17 protein-coding genes are annotated in these 19913 nt (G+C 70.9%); 4 read left to right on the top strand and 13 right to left on the bottom strand.

Features of this window, described 5'->3' with window-relative positions; all coding sequences use genetic code 11:
• Nucleotides 1–503 precede the first annotated feature (503 nt).
• The 4 genes from MOJ79_RS15425 (at nucleotide 504) to MOJ79_RS15440 (ending at nucleotide 6532) form a co-directional block, all read left to right on the top strand.
• Nucleotides 504–1310 (top strand): class I SAM-dependent methyltransferase, encoded by an 807-nt coding sequence (locus tag MOJ79_RS15425; protein WP_241924955.1) that lies wholly within the window; start codon nucleotides 504–506, stop codon nucleotides 1308–1310.
• A 290-nt stretch (nucleotides 1311–1600) separates the two neighbouring features.
• A complete protein-coding gene (locus tag MOJ79_RS15430) occupies nucleotides 1601–2422 on the top strand; it encodes an outer membrane lipoprotein-sorting protein (protein WP_241924956.1) in 822 nt (273 codons plus the stop codon).
• On the top strand, nucleotides 2419–3765 hold the full coding sequence (locus MOJ79_RS15435; RefSeq protein ID WP_241924957.1) for a DUF1302 family protein: 1347 nt from the start codon (nucleotides 2419–2421) through the stop codon (nucleotides 3763–3765). Before MOJ79_RS15430 ends, MOJ79_RS15435 begins: the two co-directional genes overlap by 4 nt.
• Nucleotides 3766–3772: 7 nt before the next feature.
• Entirely contained in the window at nucleotides 3773–6532 is a 2760-nt protein-coding gene (locus MOJ79_RS15440; protein WP_241924958.1) for an MMPL family transporter, read from the top strand.
• Nucleotides 6533–6583: 51 nt separating this feature from the next.
• Here MOJ79_RS15440 and MOJ79_RS15445 read toward each other — a convergent pair whose 3' ends face one another.
• From MOJ79_RS15445 to MOJ79_RS15505, 13 genes are all read right to left on the bottom strand, one after another.
• A complete protein-coding gene (locus MOJ79_RS15445) occupies nucleotides 6584–7426 on the bottom strand; it encodes an N-acyl amino acid synthase FeeM domain-containing protein (protein ID WP_241924959.1) in 843 nt (280 codons plus the stop codon).
• 335 nt (nucleotides 7427–7761) lie between these two features.
• Nucleotides 7762–8532 carry a S1 family peptidase gene (locus MOJ79_RS15450; RefSeq protein WP_241924960.1) on the bottom strand — a complete coding sequence of 257 codons (771 nt, stop codon included), beginning with the start codon at nucleotides 8530–8532 and terminating at the stop codon, nucleotides 7762–7764.
• A 36-nt stretch (nucleotides 8533–8568) separates the two neighbouring features.
• Entirely contained in the window at nucleotides 8569–9576 is a 1008-nt protein-coding gene (locus MOJ79_RS15455; protein WP_241924961.1) for an NAD-dependent epimerase, read from the bottom strand.
• 370 nt (nucleotides 9577–9946) lie between these two features.
• The gene (locus tag MOJ79_RS15460; protein WP_241924962.1) at nucleotides 9947–11092 is read right to left on the bottom strand and encodes an FAD-dependent monooxygenase; all 1146 of its coding nucleotides are present in this window, start codon (nucleotides 11090–11092) and stop codon (nucleotides 9947–9949) included.
• A gap of 45 nt (nucleotides 11093–11137) precedes the next feature.
• The gene (locus MOJ79_RS15465) at nucleotides 11138–11917 is read right to left on the bottom strand and encodes an SDR family oxidoreductase (RefSeq protein ID WP_119292537.1); all 780 of its coding nucleotides are present in this window, start codon (nucleotides 11915–11917) and stop codon (nucleotides 11138–11140) included.
• A 25-nt stretch (nucleotides 11918–11942) separates the two neighbouring features.
• On the bottom strand, nucleotides 11943–13415 hold the full coding sequence (locus MOJ79_RS15470) for an aldehyde dehydrogenase (protein WP_241924963.1): 1473 nt from the start codon (nucleotides 13413–13415) through the stop codon (nucleotides 11943–11945).
• Between the two features lies 1 nt (nucleotide 13416).
• On the bottom strand, nucleotides 13417–14205 hold the full coding sequence (locus MOJ79_RS15475) for an aspartate dehydrogenase (protein WP_241924964.1): 789 nt from the start codon (nucleotides 14203–14205) through the stop codon (nucleotides 13417–13419).
• 7 nt (nucleotides 14206–14212) lie between these two features.
• Entirely contained in the window at nucleotides 14213–15874 is a 1662-nt protein-coding gene (locus MOJ79_RS15480) for a thiamine pyrophosphate-binding protein (RefSeq protein ID WP_241924965.1), read from the bottom strand.
• A complete protein-coding gene (locus MOJ79_RS15485) occupies nucleotides 15871–16701 on the bottom strand; it encodes an IclR family transcriptional regulator (protein ID WP_241924966.1) in 831 nt (276 codons plus the stop codon). The genes MOJ79_RS15480 and MOJ79_RS15485 overlap by 4 nt, the downstream gene beginning before the upstream one ends.
• Nucleotides 16698–17540, bottom strand: coding sequence for an alpha/beta fold hydrolase (locus MOJ79_RS15490; RefSeq protein WP_241924967.1), 843 nt, complete (start codon nucleotides 17538–17540; stop codon nucleotides 16698–16700). The genes MOJ79_RS15485 and MOJ79_RS15490 overlap by 4 nt, the downstream gene beginning before the upstream one ends.
• Before the next feature lie 143 nt (nucleotides 17541–17683).
• Nucleotides 17684–18178, bottom strand: a complete 495-nt coding sequence (locus MOJ79_RS15495) for a cupin domain-containing protein (protein ID WP_241924986.1) — start codon at nucleotides 18176–18178, stop codon at nucleotides 17684–17686.
• A 129-nt stretch (nucleotides 18179–18307) separates the two neighbouring features.
• Nucleotides 18308–19072 carry an SDR family oxidoreductase gene (locus MOJ79_RS15500; RefSeq protein ID WP_241924968.1) on the bottom strand — a complete coding sequence of 255 codons (765 nt, stop codon included), beginning with the start codon at nucleotides 19070–19072 and terminating at the stop codon, nucleotides 18308–18310.
• Nucleotides 19073–19912 carry an ABC transporter permease gene (locus MOJ79_RS15505; RefSeq protein WP_442863134.1) on the bottom strand — a complete coding sequence of 280 codons (840 nt, stop codon included), beginning with the start codon at nucleotides 19910–19912 and terminating at the stop codon, nucleotides 19073–19075.
• Nucleotide 19913 lies beyond the last annotated feature (1 nt).

A 19913-nucleotide genomic window follows, 5' to 3' on the forward strand; every position in this document is an offset into this window, starting at 1 on the left:
CAGGCGATAGTGCCGACAACCTGCACATCCGGGACATCGCTCCATGACCAAATCCTCTCAGATTTGGTCCGGTTTGCTTAGGAATTACCTTCTTTTTTGATGGCTCCACTTCCCGTCGCACCAGACCGTACCACCGGCGCCGTAGCGCATTCGAGTTCGACCTCATTGACATGGGAAGTCGCGGAGATGACGGCTGTCGTCATCGTGAAGGCGACGCCTCGCACGGGTACCCGGCCCGATCGGTGGACTCCACTACGACGGAGAGCCGGGTTCGCAGTCCCTTTCCGAGAACCCGCCGCCGACGATGCGGGCGGAACTGTCGAGATGGCGTACCCTGTGCGCCCCAACGTCCATTGCGCCGCGGCGCTCGGCGAAACAATCGGCCTGCGATCCGCGCTAACAGGTATAGGTATGCGAGAAGCGCTGCGTGATCGCGTCACCGCGCTTGGGCCGCGAATCGAGAATCGCCCGGTCGGAACTGCAACGCGCAGAATGGTCAGGCGATGAAGCGCATGCAACTGCTTGAACTGGAAGACCAGGCTTGGCTTCCACCATCGATCAGGAACGGGATCACCGACTTTCTGGAGTTTGCCGTCGTCAAGGCGGACCTCTACAAGCCTTTTGCGCCCCGTCTGGCAGCGGCGATCAGTGCGGCCAACGTCGATTCCGTGGTGGACTTGTGCAGCGGAGGGGGGGGACCATGGCTGCGACTTCGTGACGAAGTGGTTCGTCGGACGGGCAGGGAGGTCTCCGTGACGCTGACAGACTACTTCCCCAACATCGCGGCCTTCAAGCGCCTCGCGGATTCCGATTCAAGCGGCCGTACGAGATTCGTCGACACATCGGTTTCGGCACTGAACGTCAGCCAGGATCTGCAGGGTCTGAGGACCGTGTTCTCTGCATTCCATCACTTCGAGCCAGCCAAGGCCCAGGCAATCCTTGCCGATGCACTCCAGCAGAGGCAGGGGATCGTGATTGCCGAATCGACCCAGCGGCACCCCCTGCTGCTCGCCTATATGCTGCTGACACCGGCGCTGGTGCTCATGACCTCGCCGTTCCAGAAGCCGTTCCGTTGGTCACGCCTGTTCTGGACCTACGTGATTCCGGTCGTCCCGCTGGCCGTGATGTTCGACGGCATCGTCTCGTGCCTGCGCACCTACACTCCGGACGAGATGATGGCCTTGGTGCGCGGCATTCCCGGCCACGAGACCTTCGACTGGGAAGCCGGCGTCGAGCGCATTGGCCGGCTGCCGGTGGGCGTCACCTACCTGATCGGTACCCCGCGCCGGTCCATGCCGACAGCGGCGTAGTGCGTGGCGGGGCGCCTGCCCGCATTGGCGCGCCGCCGGACGATGCACCTCCAGCCCGGCCGCGCTGGCAAGCGCACCTTGCGCCGGGCGACGCACCCTGAATCAGGCCGCCGACAACCGCGCAGATCGGCTCAATGTTCACGATGTGGCGCAGTTAACCTGCGCATCGACGGTTCTTCCCCTCGCTGCCACGCCCCGGGTCATCGCTCTCGTCGACAACGCCACTCCAAGCACGATCGGCGCGACTGGCAGACTGCGCACGCAGCTGCCGCGCACCCAAAGGTTGAAACATGGTCATCAAGCGCATATCCGTCCCGCTGCGCCGCCGCCAAGCCCTCGCGTTGGCCGCCGGCACCCTTCTTCCTCTCGGCGCGCAGGCCGACGACGCCCTGGCGCTCGTCAAGGCGGTCCACGAGCGGCCCGCCGGTCGTGACGTGGCGACGCTCAGCCGCATGGAACTTGTCGAGAAGGGCCGGGCACCGCGCGTGAGGACACTGGCCACCTACCGCCTCGACAAGGGCGGCGGCGAAACGGCGAGCCTGCTGCGCTTCCTCGCCCCCGAAGATATCGCCGGCACGGGCCTGCTGAGCGTGGCCAAGGGCGACGGCAGCACCGACCAGTGGCTGTACCTGCCCGAGCTGGACCGCGTGCGCCGCATCGCCGGCGACCGCAAGGGCGGGCGCTTCGTCGGCTCGGAGCTGTACTACGAAGACCTGCAGGAGCGCAAGCCGGCACTGGACCAGCACCGACTGCTCGGGGTGGAGACGCTCGAGGGCATCGACTGCCAGGTCGTCGAGAGCGTGCCGGTCGAGGCGTCGAATTCGGTATATCGCAAGCGCGTCAGCTGGATCGACCCGAAGACGGCGATGGTGCTGCGGGTGGACCATTTCGAGCGCGACGACACCCGGCCCGGCAAGCGCTGGCTGCTGGGGCAGCGCCGGCAGATCCAGGGCTACTGGACGGTGACCGACAGCCGCATGGTCGACCTGGCCAGCGGCCGCGAAACGCGGCTCGTGGTCGAGGTGGCGAAGTACGATCGCCGCCTGCCGGCGCGGCTGTTCACGTCGCAGGCGCTGGCCGACGAACGACTCGAAGCGGAGTACCGACCGTGAGCATCCTCAGAACGTCGTTGTGGCTCGTCCTGCCCTGGCTGGGCGGGGCTTCACTTGCGGACGCGGGCGGCCTGTCCGCCGCCGGCATCGTCGTCGCGCAGGCGGGCACCGCCGCGGAGCGCAGCGGCGCGGCGCGGGCGCCGTCGACCGCGCTGCGCGTCGGCGTGGACCGGCTGCAAGTGGAAGCCGGCCGCTTGAGCGATGCGCCGGAGGCCGACGACGCCGCCGCCGTGCGCGTCAGCGTGTTCGCGCTCTGGCAGCCCGACCGCACCTGGGAGTGGCGCCTCGGCGCACGGCTCGACGGCGACAGCCACAGCGGCGGCACGTCGGACTACACCCGCTGGCGTGGCGACCTGGGCGACACCTACGTGCGCTGGCGTGGCGGCGACACGCGGCTGACGCTGGGTGCACAGACCATCGTCTGGGGCCGCGTCGACGAAGTGCCGCTGGCCGACCGGGTCAGCCGTGCCGACGTCACGCGCTTCGTGCTCGACAAGCTCGCCGACCGCCGGCGCAGCCAGCTGGCGCTGCGCTGGGAGCAGACGCTGGACGACTGGAAGGTCGACGCCGTCGCGCTGCCGGCGTTCCGCGGCGCGCACCTGCCGGCGATCGACAGCGTGTGGAGTCCCATCAACCGCACGACCGGCGAAGTGCTGGGCATCGCACCCAGCGCCTCCCTCGCCGCGCTCGTGGCCAGTGCCACGGTGCGCGAAGACGACGGCGGGTTCGGCGGCGCCGCGGTGCGCATCACGCGCAGCGGCGAGCCGTTCGACGTCGGTGTCACGCTCGCGCGCACGCGACAGTCGCTGCCCTACTACCGGGTCGACACGCTGGCGCCGTCGTTCACGGCCGTGCACCCGTTCAACAACTTCGCCGGTGTCGACGCCGAGTGGGTCACCGGCGATGTCACGTGGCGTACCGAGCTGGGCTACACGCACGACGTGCCCGTCACGCTGCCGAACACCGCGATGGCGATGACGAATGCGGTGGAGTGGGTCGGCGCGGTCGAGTTCTTCCCCGGCGGTGCCGACACGCGCGTCAACCTGCAGGTGGTGGCGCGGTCGCTTCGCACAGGCACGGAAATCCTCGAGCTGAAGGACTATGCCGGGCTCAACGGCGAAGTCGAGACCGCTTTCGCCCAGGGCCGCTGGAAGGCCGCGCTGCGCTTCGCACGCGGGCTGAATGTGCGCGACGCGTACATCGGCCCCAAGCTGAGCTTCGTCGGCTGGGAGCCCCACGAGATCTACCTGGCCGGCCACTTTTTCAGCGGCGAGGCGCGCACGCTCGGCGGCTTCCACCGCGACCACGACATGATCGCGCTGGGCCTGCGCACCCGCTTCTGACCGCCGTGTGAAGCGCTTCTTCGCGCGTTGGGTCTACGGCCGTACCGGCGGCATGCGTTACCGCATGCTGTCGTGGCCGCTGGCGCTTCTGGCCGTCCTCGCGCTGCACGCCGCCTCCGTGCACGTGCTGACGAACCTCACGTTCAATAACGCGCCGGAGGCCTACTACCCGCCCGATTCGCCGGCAGTCGTGCTGCGCGACGAACTGCGGCGCGACTTCCCGACCGACGAGGCGCTGACCGTGCTGTTCCACGGCAACGCCCTCTACAGCGCTGACTTCCTGCGCCGCCTGGACGCCCTCGCGGCGCGGCTGCGGCAGCACCCGCTGGTGGACCGCGTGACGACGCTGACGTCGTTCGAGCGCATCTCGGGCAGCCGTGACGGCTTTACTGTCGAGCCGCTGGTGGACGTGGGCCAGATACCGGGCGACCCTGAAGTGCTCAAACGGCACGTGCTGTCGGACCGCTTCGTGCCCGGGTTGCTGGCCTCGCGCGACGGTCAGTACGTGGCGATGGCGGTGCGGCCCGTGCCGTTGCGCGAGAGCAGTGAGCGGCTGCAGCTCAAGCTGGCGGTGGCCAAGGCGATCAACGAAACGGGCCTGGGCCCGTACTATGCGGGCGACGCCGGGCAAGTCACGATGGACGTGGCGCAGCTGGCATCCATCCTGCGCGACACGGCGTGGCTGGTGCCGCTGACGGTGATCATCGGGCTGGCGCTGCTGTGGTGGGTGGTCGGGCGGCTGATGCCGGTGGTGATCGGGGCCGTCGCGATGTCGACCGTGGTCGCTCCGACGATCGCCGGCATCGTCGCCTTCGGCCAGCCGTACACGATGGCCACGGCCATCCTGCCGAGTCTGCTGGCGGCGTACACGGTGGCCACGCTGCTGCACCTGTACGCGGGTGTGCAGCGCGCGCAGCGCACGGCGACCACGCGTTCGCAGGTAATCGATCGCGCGCTGGCCGAGACCCGTCGACCCAGCGCCTACAACGTGCTGACCACCGGCGCCGGGCTGCTGAGCCTGTTGCTGGTGCCAATCCCGCCGGTGCAGGTGTTCGGCGTGGCCGGCGCCGCCGGCACGCTGCTGGTGTTCGTGACGGTGTTCTTCCTCGTGCCGCCGGTGCTGCGGCGCTGGGACCAGAGGCGCTGGCCGCAGCACACGTCGGGCATGGGACGGCTTGGCCGTCTGGCGCGGCGCGTAGCGCTGTTGAGCATGCGCTGGCCGAAGACGGTCATCGCCGCTCTGGTGGGCGCAGTGATCGTGGCGTTTCCGCACGTCCAGCAGGTAGAGATCGAGACCGATCTGCTTGCGTTCTTCGCCGCCGACCACCCGATCAATGTCGATACCCGGCGCATCGAGTCGGCACTTGCCGGCGTGACGACGCTCGAGATCTCGCTGCGCGGCGCCGGCCGCGACGCCTTCCAGCGTCTCGAGACGCTGCGCGAAGTCAAGCGCTTCCAGCAGTGGCTGGAGGACCTGCCCGAAGTCGATCGCACGGTGTCGATGGTCGATCTGGTCGAGGAGATGCACTGGGCGATGAACCGCGAACGCCCGCAGTTCCGCACCCTGCCGCCGACCGACCGGCTGTTGCGCCAGTATCTGCTGGTCTACGACGGCAATGACCTGTACGAGTTGGTCAACCGCGACTTCGACCATGCGCGCATCGTGCTGAACCTCAACGTGCACGGCACGCGCGAGATCGGGCGCACGATCGAGACGATCCGGGCACAAGTCGCTGCTGCGCCGATCGCGGACGTGAAGGTGGACGTCGGCGGCTACGGGCGGTTGCTGGCCGATCAAGTCGGCCTGCTCGTCGAGGGGCAGCTCAACAGCTTTGCCGGTGCGTTCGCTCAAATCTTCGTGTTGATGGCGCTGCTGCTGCGCTCGGCCAAGGGCGCGGCGCTGTGCATGGCACCCAACCTGGCGCCTTTGTATTTCATCTTTGTGCTGATGGGGGCGACTGGCATTCCGCTCGACCTGGCCACCGTGATGATCGCCAGCGTCGTGCTCGGCATCACCGTCGATGACACGATCCACCTCTACCACGGTGTCGCGCGGCGCCTGAGCGCCGGTATGTCACCGTTGTTCGCGATTGCCCGCAGCTACGAATCAGCTGGACGTGCCGTGCTGGCTGTCTCGACGGTGCTGATCGCGCAGTTCGCGCTGTTCACGACGTCGGACTTCATTCCAACGGCAAACTTCGGATTGATGACCGCAGCCGGGCTGTTAACGGGGCTGCTGTTCGAGGTGCTGCTGCTGCCGGCGTTGCTCGTGCTGGCGGCCCGGTTGCCGTGGACCTGGCGCTCGGCGCTGGGCTTGCGGCGAAAGCCGACGCCGCGCACCCCCGTGCCGAAAGCCGTGCAGACCGAGCCGAGCGCGTTCGTTGCAACGACGCCCGGTGAGCTGACCGACATTGCGGCGACCACACGCCGCCGCGTGCTCGTCTGCCATGGCGACGCCTGCAAGCAAGCCGGTGCGCCCGACGTGTGGCGCCTTCTGCGCGAGGAGAAGGCACGGCTCGCGCGGCTCGGGATCGACGACGCCCTGCAGGCGACGAAAACGAGCTGCCTCAGCCCGTGCCGCCACGCGCCCGTGGTGCAGATCTACCCTGAAGACGTATGCTACGGACCACTCGACGAAGCGGGCACGGCGCAGATCATCGAGCGCCACCTGCGCCGCGGTCAAACCGTGGCGAATCTCGTCGTACCGGCGTCGACGCCCACCAAAGAACACGCACCAAAAAGCGAACGACCCGACATCACGTTGTGATGCCGGGTCGCACGTCCAGCCTCGCGCGGCTTCGGTGCGCCTGTCGAAAGCTCAGGCGGCGAGCAGCTCCTGGCTCCAGCGCGCGTGCGTGTCGGACAGGGCCTGCAATACCTCACGCTCCTGCGCCGGCTGGAAGGCATACGGGTACAGCGACCGCACGTTGGCCAGCAGGTCGAAGCGCCCGGCATAGAGCTCGATCTGGCGCCGCGTGTGCGACAGGTCGAGCGCCATCAGCACCGCCGGCGCGTTGACGCGCGGGCACAGCTTCTCCTCGCCGACGACGCGGAAGTCGAGCATGCGGCGGTAGTAGCCGACGTGGCGCGGGTTGACCTCGATCAGCACGTCGTCGCAGCCGCGGATGCGGTGCGCGTGCAGGTAGGCCATGTGGAACAGGCTCGCGAGCACCTGCTGCGAGTTGCCGTCGACGTCGAGCGCGAGCTTGGTGAACTCGCACACCTTGCGCCCGGCACGGCGCAGCGCGTCGACGTCGGGCTTGAACAGCTCGTCACACAGCAGACCATTGGGCGAGTCGAAACCTACCGTCAGCGTGCCGACGGGCTCGTCGTCACGCGCGACGACCAGCGTGACGGTGTACGGGTTGACCGGCTCGTCGGCCTCGGGCGTCAGGTAGCCGCGGTGCGAGTACATGCGCCGCACCAGCTGGCGCGCCGCCTGGCGCTGCGTCTCGGCCTGCGCAGCGCGGATGTGGAAGCTCTGCGCACCGTCGCTGCGGCCGTGGTCGATGCTCAGCAGCGCCAGCGTGTCGGCGTGGCCGCCGCGCGGGCGCTCGCCGGCCCGGTGGGCCTGGAACGCGCGGCGGATCGCGGGGGTGGGCAGGTAGGTGTGTCCGGCGAGCGCCAAACCGGGTACTGCGTGGTCGGTGGTGGGTGCCATTCCGTTGCTGCCTGTGGCCTCGGTGATGGGATTGTCGGTGGGCTTCCCCCTATCTTGGGGGCCGATTGTTACAAGGCGCATCGTCGGCAGCGGCGCACGCAGAAGCGTGCATCCGGCCTGCGCGCGCGACCGGCACCGTGCAGCGGGCAATCGATCACGGTCTGGCGGTCGGTCGGCTGCGCAATCCGACCGCATTGCGCACCCGATGCGTCGAGGTCGACCCGTCTGTCGTGAGCCCATGGGCGTCGCGGCGTGTCGTCGAGAACCCGCCCGCGATAACCGCTTGCAACACCTGATGCGATCCGGCGACGCGCCGGGTGCTGCCGCCACACCCCTCACCGCCGCTCGAGCAGCTCGCGCACGAACTGGACCGGGATCGCGTAGGTCAGCCCCGTCGGGTTGGTCAGCGCCGACTCGCGCGTGCCCTTGACCATCACCATGTTGATCACGCCCACCACCTCACCGGTGTCGGCGTTGAACACCGGTCCGCCGCTGTTGCCCGGGTAGGCCACCGCATCGAGCTGGTAGATCTCGAAGTTGCCCTCGCCGATGCGGCGCACCGCGCGCTCGTTGATCTGGCCGGCCTGCGGAGCCGGCAGCGCCACCGTCGTGATCGACGAGACGATCCCGCGGTGCGTGACCGGCGCGTAGCCCAGCACGCCGCCGATCGGAAAGCCGATGAACGCGATCGACAGCCCCTCGTTGACGCTCGCCGGGTCGGCGAGCGCCATCGGCGGCAGCGGCGTGCCGTCCACACGCAGCAGCGCGAGGTCGCGCGCCGCATCGACGCGCACGACGCTGGCCTCGCGCATCTCCCACTGGCGCGGCCCGCGCCAGACCTGCACCACCTGCCGCGTGCCCGGCTCGCCGGGCCGGGCCGTCGCCTGTGGCGTCAGCACGTGCGCGTTGGTGACGACGAGGTTGCCCTCGGCGGCGACGAAGCCGGTGCCCTTGAGCGCGAAGCGCGGGTTGTCGGTGGGGTTGAACGTGCCGACGATGACGATCGACGGTTTGGCGCGTGCGATGACCTCGACGAGGTCGGCATGCGCCAGCGTCGGCGCGGCAACGGCGAGCAGCGCGAGCCAGTCCCGGCGCGACAGCTTCATGGCAGGCAGAGGGCGCCGCAGGCGCCCGCGGTGGCGTCAGACCCGATAGTAGTCCCGATACCACGCGACGAAGCGCTCGATGCCCACTTGGATCGGCGTCGCGGGCTGGAAGCCGACCCACTGGCGCAGCGCGTCGGTGTCGGCGTAGGTCGCGGGCACGTCGCCGTCTTGCATCGGCAGCAGGCGCTTTTCGGCCGTCATGCCGAGCGCGCGCTCGATGCAGGCGATGAACTCGAGCAGCGGCACCGGCTGGTGGTTGCCGATGTTGAAAACGCGGTACGGCACATTGCTGGTGCCGGGGTCGGGCGTGTCGGAGACGTAGGCCGCATTCGGCGTCGCGGTGTGGTCGGTGACGCGCACGACGCCTTCGACGATGTCGTCGACGTAGGTGAAGTCGCGCTGCATGTGCCCGTGGTTGAACACGTTGATCGGCCGTCCCTCGAGGATGGCCTTCGTGAACAGGAACAGCGCCATGTCGGGCCGGCCCCACGGCCCGTAGACGGTGAAGAAGCGCAGCCCCGTCGTCGGCAGCCCGTACAGGTGGCTGTAGGTGTGCGCCATCAGCTCGTTGGCCTTCTTCGTCGCCGCGTACAGGCTCACCGGGTGGTCGACGCTGTCGTGCTCCGAGAACGGCAGCTTCGTGTTGCCGCCATAGACGCTCGAGCTCGACGCGTACACCAGGTGCTGCACGCCGTGGTGTCGGCAGCCCTCGAGCACGTGCGTGAAGCCCACGAGGTTGCTCTCGACGTAGGCGTGCGGGTTGGTGAGCGAGTAGCGCACCCCCGCCTGCGCGGCGAGGTGGATCACGCGGTCGAACCGCTCGCGCGCGAACAGCGCCTCCATCCCCGCGCGGTCGGCGACGTCGAGCCGCACGAAGCGAAAGCCCGGCTGCGCCTCGAGCCGCGCGAGCCGCGCCTGCTTGAGCGTGACGTCGTAGTAGTCGTTGAGGTTGTCGAGGCCGACGACCTCGTCGCCGCGCGCGAGCAGGCGCTGCGAGGTGTGCATGCCGATGAAGCCGGCGGCGCCGGTGACGAGGATCTTCATGGAAAACCGGGTCGTTGAGGGGTGGGCGCCGGGCACGGCGCCCGCGCGCGATTATCGGCACCCGGCCTCACGGCCCGCGGGGCGCATGTCACGCGGCGCCGCCACGTGCCCGCCCCTCGGATCGGGGGGCGGCTGCTCGAACGCGGCGTCGCATGGACGGGCGAGCCCGTGGCCGGCGACGCCGAGGCCGGCGGCTTCGACGGGTTCGCCGCCGAAGGCGCGAGCGCCCGGTATCGGCTGCATTTTCGTCGCGCTCGTGTGCGCGTGTCGCTGGCCACCCTGCCCGACGCGCCGACGAGCCGGTCGGCTGCGCGACGCGCCAGTCGCTGGGCGAGTCGCACGCGCGCTGACCGCAGCGGGCCGTCGGCGGTCAGCCCGCTTCCAGCGGCACTGACCACGCGTCGTAGCCGTAGACCCAGTCGGCATTGCCCTGGGTCTTCAGCCACTGGTTGCCACGCGAACCGATCTGGATCTTGGCCGTGCGTTCCCTCCGCGTGTGCTCGTAGCAGTGCAGCGCGGCCGCGGCCTGCGCGCGGTCGCCGGCTGCGGCAAGGCAGCGGCCGAGCACGACGGCGTCTTCGATCGCCATGCACGCACCCTGCGCCATGAATGGCAGCATCGGGTGGCACGCGTCGCCGAGCAGCGTCACCGTGCCCTGCGACCAGCGCGGCAGCGGGTCGCGCTCGTACAGCGCGCTCTTGAGCACCGTGTCGCAGGCGTCGAGCAGCCGGCGCGCGTCGGGGTGGAAGTCGCGGTAGACGGCGCGCAGTTCCTCGACGTCGCCTTCGCGGGTCCACGACTCTTCGTGCCACGCATCCTGCCCGGTGGTCGCGAACACGAAGGTCTCGCGCCCCTGGTTGAGCGGGAAGGTCACGATCTGCGTCTGCGGGTTCGGGCCCCACCACTTCGTGAAGGCCTCGATCTCGGGCACGTCGCGCACGCGCTCGGTCGGCACGACGGCACGGAACGACACGACGCCGGTGAAGCGCGGCTTCTCGTCGCCGAACAGCGCCGAGCGCACGCGCGAGTGGATGCCGTCGGCGCCGACGACGACGTCGAAGGTCTGCTCATGCCCGTCGTCGAAGCGCAGCGCGACGCCCGCCTCGCCCTGTGCGAGCGACTGCATCCGCCGGCCGAAGCGCACGTGCTCGAGCGGGAAGGCCCCGGTCAGCGCGGCCAGCACGTCGGCGCGGTGGATCGTGACCTGCGGCGCGCCGTACTGCTGCTCGGCGACATCGCCCATCGCCAGGCGCGAGGTCTCGGCGCCGGTGCCGCCGTCGCGGCTGATGCGGTACGTCGGCTTCGCGCCGTGGCGGCGGATCGCCGCGCCGACGCCATGGCCGAGCCCGTCGAGCGCACGCACCGCGTTGGGCGTCAGGTTGATGTCGGCGCCGACGCGCCCGAAGCGGCTCGCCTGCTCGAACACCGTGACGCGGTGGCCGTGCCGCTGCAGCGCAATCGCGGCGGCCAGGCCACCGACGCCCGCGCCGACGACGCCGATGTCCAGCGATGCCATACGTAGTCTCCGGGTGAAGGATGGGAAGGGCGGGCCGCGCGGCGCTCAGAACACGCCGTTGAACGACCCGCCGTCGAGCAGGATGTTCTGCCCGTTGAGGTAGCCGGCGTGCACGCTGCACAGGAACGCGCAGGTGCGACCGAGCTCGTCGGGGTCGCCGAAGCGTCGCGCCGGGTGCTTGGCCAGCCGCCGCGCGCGCGCCTGCTCCGCCGTGATGCCCTCGCGCTGCGCCTGCGCCGCGAGGTTGCCCGCAAGCCGTGCGGTGTCGAACGTGCCCGGCAGCAGGTTGTTGATCGTCACGCCGTGCGCCACCGTCTGCCGCGCCAGGCCGGCGACGAAGCCGGTGAGCGCACTGCGCGCGCCGGTCGACAGTCCCAGCCCCTCGACCGGCGACTTCACCGCGCTCGACGTGATGTTGACGATGCGCCCGAAGCCGCGCGCCATCATGCCGTCGACGGTGGCCTTGATCAGCTCGATCGGCGCGAGCATGTTGGCGTCGATCGCGCGCAGCCAGTCGTCGCGCGTCCACTGGCGGAAGTCGCCCGGCGGCGGGCCGCCGGCGTTGGTGACGACGATGTCGAAGTCGGGGTGGGCCGCGAAGATGCGCGCACGGCCGTCGGCGCTCGTCACGTCGGCCGCGACCCACTCGACGCGCCCGCGCCCGATCGCCGCGAGCCGCTGTGCCGCCTCGACGAGCGGCCCCTCGGTGCGCGCGACGATGACCACGTGGACACCGTCTTCGACGAGCGCCTTCGCGCACGCATGGCCGAGCCCGGCGCTCGCGCCGCACACCAGGGCCTTGCGCCCGGCGATGCCCAGGTCCATCGTCAGGCCCCCGTCACAGGATTGGTCACGACAGCGCCCACGGCAGCGGCTGCTCGTTCAGGCCGACGTAGAAGCTCTTTTGGCTTGTGTACTCGAGGATGCCCAGCCGCCCCTTCTCCTGCCCGTAGCCGCTCATCTTGACGCCGGAGAACGGCGTGCTGATCGAAAACTGCTTGTAGGTGTTGATCCAGACGGTGCCGGTCTCGAGCGCGCGGCCGATGCGCCACGCGGCGCGGAAGTCGCGCGTCCACAGACCCGCAGCCAGCCCGTAGACGTTGTCGTTGCACTGCGCCACCAGGTCGTCCTCGTCGCGCCACGGCAGCAGCGCGAGCACCGGGCCGAAGATCTCCTCCTGGCACATGCGCGCGCGGTTGGGCAGGCCCTCGATGACGGTGGGCAAGTAGTAGCTGCCGGCATCGTAGAAGCCGCCGGTCGGTCGCGCGCCGCCGGCGAGCACGCGCCCGCCCTCGTCGCGGCCGAGCTGCACGTAGCGCTCGACCGTCTCGCGGTGCGCACGGTTGACCAGCGGCCCCATCTGCGTGTCCTCGCGCGCCGGATCGCCCACGCGCAGGCGCGCGACACCGTCGAGCAGCCGCGCCCGGAACGCGTCGTAGACGCTCTCGTGCACGAACGCGCGCGAGCCGGCGATGCACGACTCGCCCGACGAGCTGAAGATGCCGTAAAGCACACCGGCCACCGCGTGGTCGAGCTCCGCGTCGGGCAGCACGACGGTCGGCGACTTGCCGCCGAGCTCGAGCGAGGTCGGCATCAGCTTCTCGGCCGCCAGCCGCTGGATCCCCAGCCCGACCGCGGTGCCGCCGGTGAACGCGATGCGCTTGACGAGCGGGTGGCGCACCAGCGCGTCGCCGACGACCGAGCCCTTGCCCGGCAGCACGCTGACGATGCCGTCGGGCACGCCGGCACGCTGGCAGATCCTGGCCAGCTCGATCGCCATGCGCGGCGTGATCTCGGCCGGCTTGAGGACGACGGCGCAGCCGGCCGCCAGCGCCGGCGCGAGCTTCTGCGCCTCGCTGGCGATCGGCGAGTTCCACGGTGTGATCGCGCCCACCACCCCCAGCGGCTCGTGCACGCTCATCGTCAGGTAGTCACCACGCGACGGTGTGATCGTCTCCTCCCAGGTCTCGGCCGCGGCGGCGAAGAACTGGAACGTGCCGGCGGCGCTGGCCACCAGCGCACGGCATTCGCGGATCGGCTTGCCGTTGTCCAGCCGCTGCAGCTGCGCGAGATCCTCGGCGCGCTCGCGGATGCCCTGCGCGATGCGCCACAGGAGGCCGGCGCGCTCGTGCGGCTTCAGGCGCGCCCACGCCGGCGCGCGGCGCGCGCGCTCGGCGGCCTGCACCGCCTCGTCGACGTCGGCGGCGGTGGCGGCGTGCAGCGTCGCGACGACGCTGCCGTCGTGCGGATACTCGGTCGCGTACTCGGGGCCGGAGGCATCGCGCCAGCGCCCGGCGAAGAAGCTCTGCAAGGTCTCGGCCATCTCAAATCGTCATGGCGGACGTGCGGTTGTCCAGGAAGCGCAGCGCCGACAGCACCGTCAGCGCCGACGTCTTCGGGTTGTCGGGCAGCGGGCGGCCGCACATCGTGACCTGCATGCGGCCGAAGGCGCCCTCGACCTCGATCTCGTGGATGTTGTCGCGCACCGTCGGGTCGGCAATGAGGCGCACGCGCGTCGCGTCGAGCCCGAGCCCAGCGAGCGAGACGGTCGCCGCGACGTTGGCGTTCTTCGGGTACAGGCGCGCGGCCTCGCGCGCGCTGGCCTCGAGGATCACGGCCGGCGCCGCGAGGGCGTCGAGGTCGACGACGGCCTCGGCCGCGGTGCCGCGCCAGCCCGCGGGCGGCTTGCGGCCGGTGTAGGTCACACGCTCGAGCCCGGCCAGCCTCGCCGCTGCGATCGCGTCGACACCGCCGATCGCGCCCGCCAGCAGGTGCACCTGCGTGCGCCCGCGCGCGGCGGCGTCGGCGAGCTGCTCGGCCAGCCCCGGCGCCGACAGCGCGCCGACCGACAGCACCGCGCACTCGACGCCGCGTGCGAGCGCCGGCAGGACGTGCGCGGTCAGCGCCTCGTGACCGGCGCACTCGATGACGAGCCGCGCGTCGGCGGGAACGTCGCAGACGACCCGCACCGCGTCGCCGAGCGTGCGCTGCACGTCATCGACGTGGCTGTCGGTGACGACGACGTGGGTGATGCGCACGCCGGCGTGGCCGGCCAGTCGCTGCAGCAGCGTGCGTCCGATGGCACCGCAGCCGATCAGGGTCACGTCGAGCATCGCGGCCTCACTGCGCCTGCTTCGGCGGACCGGCGAACTTGGCCGCGAACGGCCCCCACGCCGCCATGTCGACCTCGACGACGACCGGCCCCGGCGTGGCCAGCGCACGCTCGAGCGTGGCCTTCGCGGTGCCCGGCCGTGGCATGGCCAGGTACGGCACCCGCAGGCTCGCGCACAGCTGCGCGAAGTCGGGCGTGTGCAGCTCGACGTAGGCATGGCGTCCGCCGTAGAGCTCGTCCTGGATGTTCTTGATGACACCGTAGCGGCGGTCGTTCATCACGACGAACAGCACGTCGGCCTTCTCCTGCGCGGCGCACGCGAGCTCGCCGACGTTGAGCATGAAGCCGCCGTCGCCGCACAGCGCGACCGTCTTGCGCCCGAGAGCGTGCTCGTGGTTGGCCACGGCGGCACCGATACCCATCGCCAGCCCCTGGCCGATGCCGCCGCCCAGTGCGTGCACGCCGGCGCGCGGGTGGTCGAGCACCGGCGCACGGTTGCCCCACATGCTGTTGGACAGCGTGATGTCGCGCACCCACCAGAGCTGGCGGCCGACGACGTCGCCGATCGCGTTCTTCAGTTCCACGTACGGGCCCAGCGTCGCGTCGACGTCGCAGGCCGCCTGCCGGCGCGCGCGCTGCACGTCGTCGGCCAGCCGCGGGTCGACCTCCAGCCGCCCCTGCAGGCGGTCGGCCAGCGCGTCGAGCGTGAGCTGCGCATCGCCGTGCACGAAGAACTCGCTGCCGTAGCCGCGCTGGTCGGCCAGTGCATTGGCGTCGACGCGAAAGCGCCGCCGCGGCAGCCTGAGCTTGTAGGTCAGCGTCTCGTTGCTGCGCAGCCGCGAGCCGACGACGAGCATCGCATCGACCGTCTCGTAGAAGTGCTCGGCGGCCTTGTGCAGGTTGTACGCCGCGAGCGTGCGCGGGTGGTCCTCGGGGACGATGCCGCGGCCCTGTACCGAGGTCACGACGGCAAAGCCCATGTCGACGAGCCGACGCACGGCGGCGCCGGCACCGCGCGCGCCGCCGCCGAGCCACAGCAGCGGGCGCTTCGCCGACGCGAGCCGCTCGGCCAGCGCGTCGACCGCCGCGGCGCTGGGCACCACCGGCGGCACCGCCAGCGGCGACAGGTCCGGTGGCAGCTCGAGCGTGGCCTTCTGCACGTCGATCGGGATCTCGACGCTCACCGGCCCACACGGCGGCGTGTGCGCGAGGCGCACCGCCTCGCGCAGCGTGGCCAGCGCGGTCTCGGGGTTGCGCACGCGGAACGCCTCCTTGCCCACCGCCTTGAGCATCGCCAGCTGCGCCGGGTGCTCGTGGATGTAGCCGAGGTCGCGGTCGAGATACGGCGACTCGATCTGGCCCGTCAGGTGCAGCAGCGGCGTGCCGGCGGTCAGCGCCTCGACCATCGCGCCGGCGGCGTTGCCGCAGCCGGTGCCGGTGCTGGTGACGCACACCCCGAGCGTGCCGCTGACGCGCGCGTAGGCGTCGGCCATGTTGCAGGCGCCGGCCTCACCGCGCGCCGAGACGAAGCGGATCTTCCCGCGCGTGTGCAACGCGTCGAGGATCGGCATGTTGTGGATCGAGATCACGCCGAACGCCGCACGCACGCCGCACGCCTCGAGGAAGCGTGCGACGAGCTCGCCGACGGTGATGCGGGTGGGGGCGGTCATGCGGCCTTCCTGTCGGAGCTCTTCGGGGCCCACGCGCCGCGGTGCGGCAGGTGGCTGATGCGTTCGGTCAGCTGCGCCGCCGCGGTCCTGACGTCGTCGACGAGCGCGGGCAGGCGCTGCTCGTCGATGCGCTGGCCCGGCACCGTGATGCTGACCACCGCGGCGACCTCGCCGCGGTCGTTGAACACCGGCGCGGCGATCGTCGAGATGCCGGTCTCGAAGCCACCCTGGCTGACGCCGTAGCCGTTGGCGCGGTCGGCATCGATCATCGCCTTGAGCTGCTCGACGGTGGTCGGCGTGCGCGGCGTGTAGGCCTTCAGCGGCTCGTCGGGATAGAGCTGGCGCAGCGCGGGCAGATCCAGGTCCGACAGCAGCAGACGGCCGAGCACGGTCGCGTGCGCCGGCAGCCGCGCGCCGACCTGGATCGACTGGAACAGCGAGTTGTGGCCGGGCGCCTTGGCGATGAAGACGACCTCGCGGCCGTCGCGCACCACCAAGTGCGCCGCATAGCCGCAGCGGTCGCGCAGCGCCTCGATCACCGGGCGCCCGTACTCGGTGAGCTCCATCGATGCCAGCAGCTCGAAACCCAGCCGCAGCACCGCGAGCCCGAGCTTGTAGGCGTTGCCGTCATCGGCGCGCTCGACGAAGCCCATCTGCTCGAGCGTGTGCAGCATGCGAAAGACGGAGGCGCGCGGCAGCTGCAGCCGCCGCGACAGCTCGGCGCCGGTGAGCTCACGCTCCTCGCGGCTGAACTGCATCAGCAGCTGCAGGCCGCGCTGCAGCGCGGGCACGGTGTAGCGGTCGTCGCACTGGGTCTTGTCGTTCATGACGGGGTCTCCTCGCGGGCGAGGCCGATCAACCGGTCGACGGCGTCGGGGGCTTCGAGCGGGCACGCGTGACCGACCGGGCCGAGGTCGTGCCACGGCCGGCCGACGTGCCGCGCGACGGCCTTGCACGCCGCCGGCGGCGTGATCGCGTCGGCGCTGCCGCTGGCCACGTCGACCGGCACGGTGAGGTGCGCGAGGTCGGCGAGCAGGTCGGCCTGGTCGAGCAGCCGCGCGGCCTGCGTGTAGCCGGCGGGGTCGATGCGGGCCATCGTCGCGCGCACCGCATCGACGAGGTCGGGCGCCGCGGCGGGCGACAGCATCGCGCCGGCGCGCTCGCGCGCCAGCCCCTGCGGTCCAAGCTGCGCGAGCCGCGTCAGGCGGTCGTCGAGCTTCCTGCGCCGCTCGGCCTCGGGCGCGCTGCCATAGCCGCGCGCCGGCGCGAGCAGCACGAGCCGGCGCACGCGCGCCGGCTGCAGGCGCGCCGCACGCGCAGCGATGACCGCCCCCAGCGAGTGGCCGACCAGCGTCAGCGGCGCCGTCGCGCCGAGCGCGTCGAGCCAGTCCCACAGCCGCTGCGCATAGGCGCCGGCATCGGGTGCGGCGCCGGGCAGTGCCGTGCTGTCGCCGTAGCCGGGGGCGTCCCACGCAAGCACACGGCGGTCGGCGCGGTGCTGCGCTGCGTGCAGCTGCAGCGCCCAGCTGCCCGAGGCCGAGCCGATGCCGTGCAGCAGCACGTGCGTGACCGCGGCGCCGGTGCCGGCGTCGCGGTACGACACGCGCGCAGCACCGACCTGCGCATGGCGCAGCGGGTGCTGTTCGAGGATCTGCTGCGGCGTCATCGGCGGCCGGCACATTGCAATGTCCCACGCGCGATCCAGCGCACGACTTCAAGCGATCGCCGCGAATCCGGCTTCGCCGGTCCGCTGGCGATGCCCCTTTCTCGGGAGGGGGCGCGCGAAGCGCGTAGGGGGTGGCCCATGGCTCAACGCTTGATCTTGGACAGCGGCGAGCCCGGCGGGTAGGTCGGCGTGATCGGCTTCGGGCTGCCGAGCATCACGCACATCAGCGCGTCTTCCTCGCCGATGTTGTGCTCCTCGCGGTACACGCCCGGCGGCACCGAGATCAGGTCGCGCTCGCCGATCACGGCCTCCCAGCGCTGGCCGTCCTTCTCGCAGATCACCTTCATCGTGCCGCGCATCACGAAGAAGATCTCCTCGACGTCGTAGTGGATGTGCGACGGGCCGATGTGCCCGGCCGGGATCACCATCGTCGAGAACGTGAAGTGCGCCGCCGGCACGGTGTTGCCGTCCTTCGCGACGCCGGTGCCGCCGGTGCCGACGTAGCGCATCTGCGCGCGGCGGTAGCGCGGGTCGACCTGCGTCTGGAACGCCAGCGCGTCCCAGTCGTAGCGGCGCGTGGCGCGGCGCGCGACGCGCGACTCCATCCACTCGGCGAAGCTCTGGCCGGGCTGCTGCATCAGGCTGGCCTGGATCTCGGCCTCGGGCGGGATCTGCGCGTCGAGCAGACCGCGCGCGTTGAACACGGGCTCGTTGGCCGCCGGTGCGACCGTGGGCAGGGGGGCGTTCATGTCAGTCGGACTCCTGTCTCAGTTCATCACGAAGCCGCCGTTGACCGGCAGCAGCTGTCCGGTGACGAAGCCGGCGCCGTGGCTGAGCAGGAACAGCGCGGCGGCATCGACATCGGCGGGAAGCTGGGCGCGCGCGATCGCGCGGCCCTGCAGGTAGTGTTCGTGGCGCGCTCGCGGCACGTACTCGGTGGCCTCGACCAGCGTCAGTCCGGGTGCGATCGCGTTGACGGTGATGCCGTCGGCGCCCATCTCGCGCGCGAGCGCGCGCGTCATCGCGATGACGGCGCCCTTGCTCGCGACATAGGCGAGCAGCTTCGGCGCGCCCCACAGCGCGGTGTCCGACGCGATGTTGACGACACGCCCGCTGCCGCTGGCGGCCAGATGCGGCCGCGCGGCCACCGTGACGAGCCAGGTGCCGCGCACGTTGACGTCCATCACGCGGTCCCAGGTGTCGACGTCGAGCTCGTCCATCGCCTTGCCGCCCGAGTTCGTGATCGCGGCGTTGTTGATCAGGCCGTCGAGCCCGCCGAGCGCCTGCACCGCGGCGGTCACGCCGGCGCGGATGCTGTCGCCGTCGAGCAGGTCCAGCGGCACGTAGTGCGCCGCCGCGCCGAGTTCGGCCGCGAGCGCGCGCCCGCGTTCGTGCAGCACGTCACCGATCGCCACGCGCGCGCCGGCGGCCACCAGCGCGCGCGCGAAGCTCTCGCCCAGGCCGCGCGCAGCGCCGGTGACGAGCACGCGGCGCCCGTCGAGCCGGATCTCGGGAATGGCGGTCGTCGTCATTCAGGCTCCGATGCGCTGGGTGCTCGGCAGGTAGTGCAGCACGCGCCTCTCGGCGAACACGACGGCGTAGTACGCGACGATGCCGATCACCGTCAGCGCACCGATCACGACGAACACGCCGGCCGTGTTGCCCTGCCCCTCGAAGAACACGAGCAGGTAGCCCAGCCCCATGTTGCCGCCGACGAGTTCACCGACGACGACACCGATGACGGCCAGCGTGCTCGCGATACGCAGCCCCGAGAACAGCGGCGGCAGCGTGGTCGGGAATTCGACCATGCGGAACACCTGCCAGCGCGTGGCCGAGAACGAGCGCGCGAGGTTGACCAGGTCGTGGTCCATCGCGCGCATCGCCGACAGCACGTTGACCAGCACCGGGAAGAACACGATCAGCACCGCCACCAGGATCTTGGGGTAGACCGTGTAGCCGAGCCACATCACGAACAGCGGCGCGAACGCGACCTTCGGCGCAATCTGCAGTGCGAGCAGGTACGGCGACAGCACGGCCTCGACACGCGGCGCGACGCCGAGCGCGTAGCCGATCGCCGCGCCGAGCAGCGAACCGAGCGCGAAGCCGACCACCACCTCGAGCGCCGTGATGCCGGCGTGCCACAGCAGGCGCTCGGCGCCCCAGATGCGGCCGAGCTCGGCCACGGTGTGGCTGAGCGGCGGCAGCACGAAGTCGGGCACGCCGAGCCAGCCGGGCACGAATTCCCACGCGAGCAGGAACACGACCAGCACGGCCACGCTCCAGCCGGCGGTCACGAGGCGCTCGCGGTCGGCGGTCATCGGGACCTCGCGGGAAGCGGCGTCGGCGCGCTTGAGCCGCTTGACGGCGAGCATG

Source organism: Calidifontimicrobium sp. SYSU G02091, assembly GCF_022631395.1.
GTDB lineage: Bacteria > Pseudomonadota > Gammaproteobacteria > Burkholderiales > Burkholderiaceae_C > Calidifontimicrobium > Calidifontimicrobium sediminis.

Bases quoted from the DNA above. Each gene is read 5' to 3' on its own strand.
- MOJ79_RS15490 (WP_241924967.1), bottom strand. From the start codon at position 17,540: ATGACGCCGCAGCAGATCCTCGAACAGCACCCGCTGCGCCATGCGCAG.
- MOJ79_RS15455 (WP_241924961.1), bottom strand. From the start codon at position 9,576: ATGAAGATCCTCGTCACCGGCGCCGCCGGCTTCATCGGCATGCACACC.
- MOJ79_RS15470 (WP_241924963.1), bottom strand. From the start codon at position 13,415: ATGGCCGAGACCTTGCAGAGCTTCTTCGCCGGGCGCTGGCGCGATGCC.
- MOJ79_RS15505 (WP_442863134.1), bottom strand. From the start codon at position 19,912: ATGCTCGCCGTCAAGCGGCTCAAGCGCGCCGACGCCGCTTCCCGCGAG.
- MOJ79_RS15460 (WP_241924962.1), bottom strand. From the start codon at position 11,092: ATGGCATCGCTGGACATCGGCGTCGTCGGCGCGGGCGTCGGTGGCCTG.
- MOJ79_RS15485 (WP_241924966.1), bottom strand. From the start codon at position 16,701: ATGAACGACAAGACCCAGTGCGACGACCGCTACACCGTGCCCGCGCTG.
- MOJ79_RS15475 (WP_241924964.1), bottom strand. From the start codon at position 14,205: ATGCTCGACGTGACCCTGATCGGCTGCGGTGCCATCGGACGCACGCTG.
- MOJ79_RS15425 (WP_241924955.1), top strand. From the start codon at position 504: ATGAAGCGCATGCAACTGCTTGAACTGGAAGACCAGGCTTGGCTTCCA.
- MOJ79_RS15495 (WP_241924986.1), bottom strand. From the start codon at position 18,178: ATGCAGCAGCCCGGCCAGAGCTTCGCCGAGTGGATGGAGTCGCGCGTC.
- MOJ79_RS15450 (WP_241924960.1), bottom strand. From the start codon at position 8,532: ATGAAGCTGTCGCGCCGGGACTGGCTCGCGCTGCTCGCCGTTGCCGCG.
- MOJ79_RS15465 (WP_119292537.1), bottom strand. From the start codon at position 11,917: ATGGACCTGGGCATCGCCGGGCGCAAGGCCCTGGTGTGCGGCGCGAGC.
- MOJ79_RS15500 (WP_241924968.1), bottom strand. From the start codon at position 19,072: ATGACGACGACCGCCATTCCCGAGATCCGGCTCGACGGGCGCCGCGTG.
- MOJ79_RS15430 (WP_241924956.1), top strand. From the start codon at position 1,601: ATGGTCATCAAGCGCATATCCGTCCCGCTGCGCCGCCGCCAAGCCCTC.
- MOJ79_RS15480 (WP_241924965.1), bottom strand. From the start codon at position 15,874: ATGACCGCCCCCACCCGCATCACCGTCGGCGAGCTCGTCGCACGCTTC.
- MOJ79_RS15445 (WP_241924959.1), bottom strand. From the start codon at position 7,426: ATGGCACCCACCACCGACCACGCAGTACCCGGTTTGGCGCTCGCCGGA.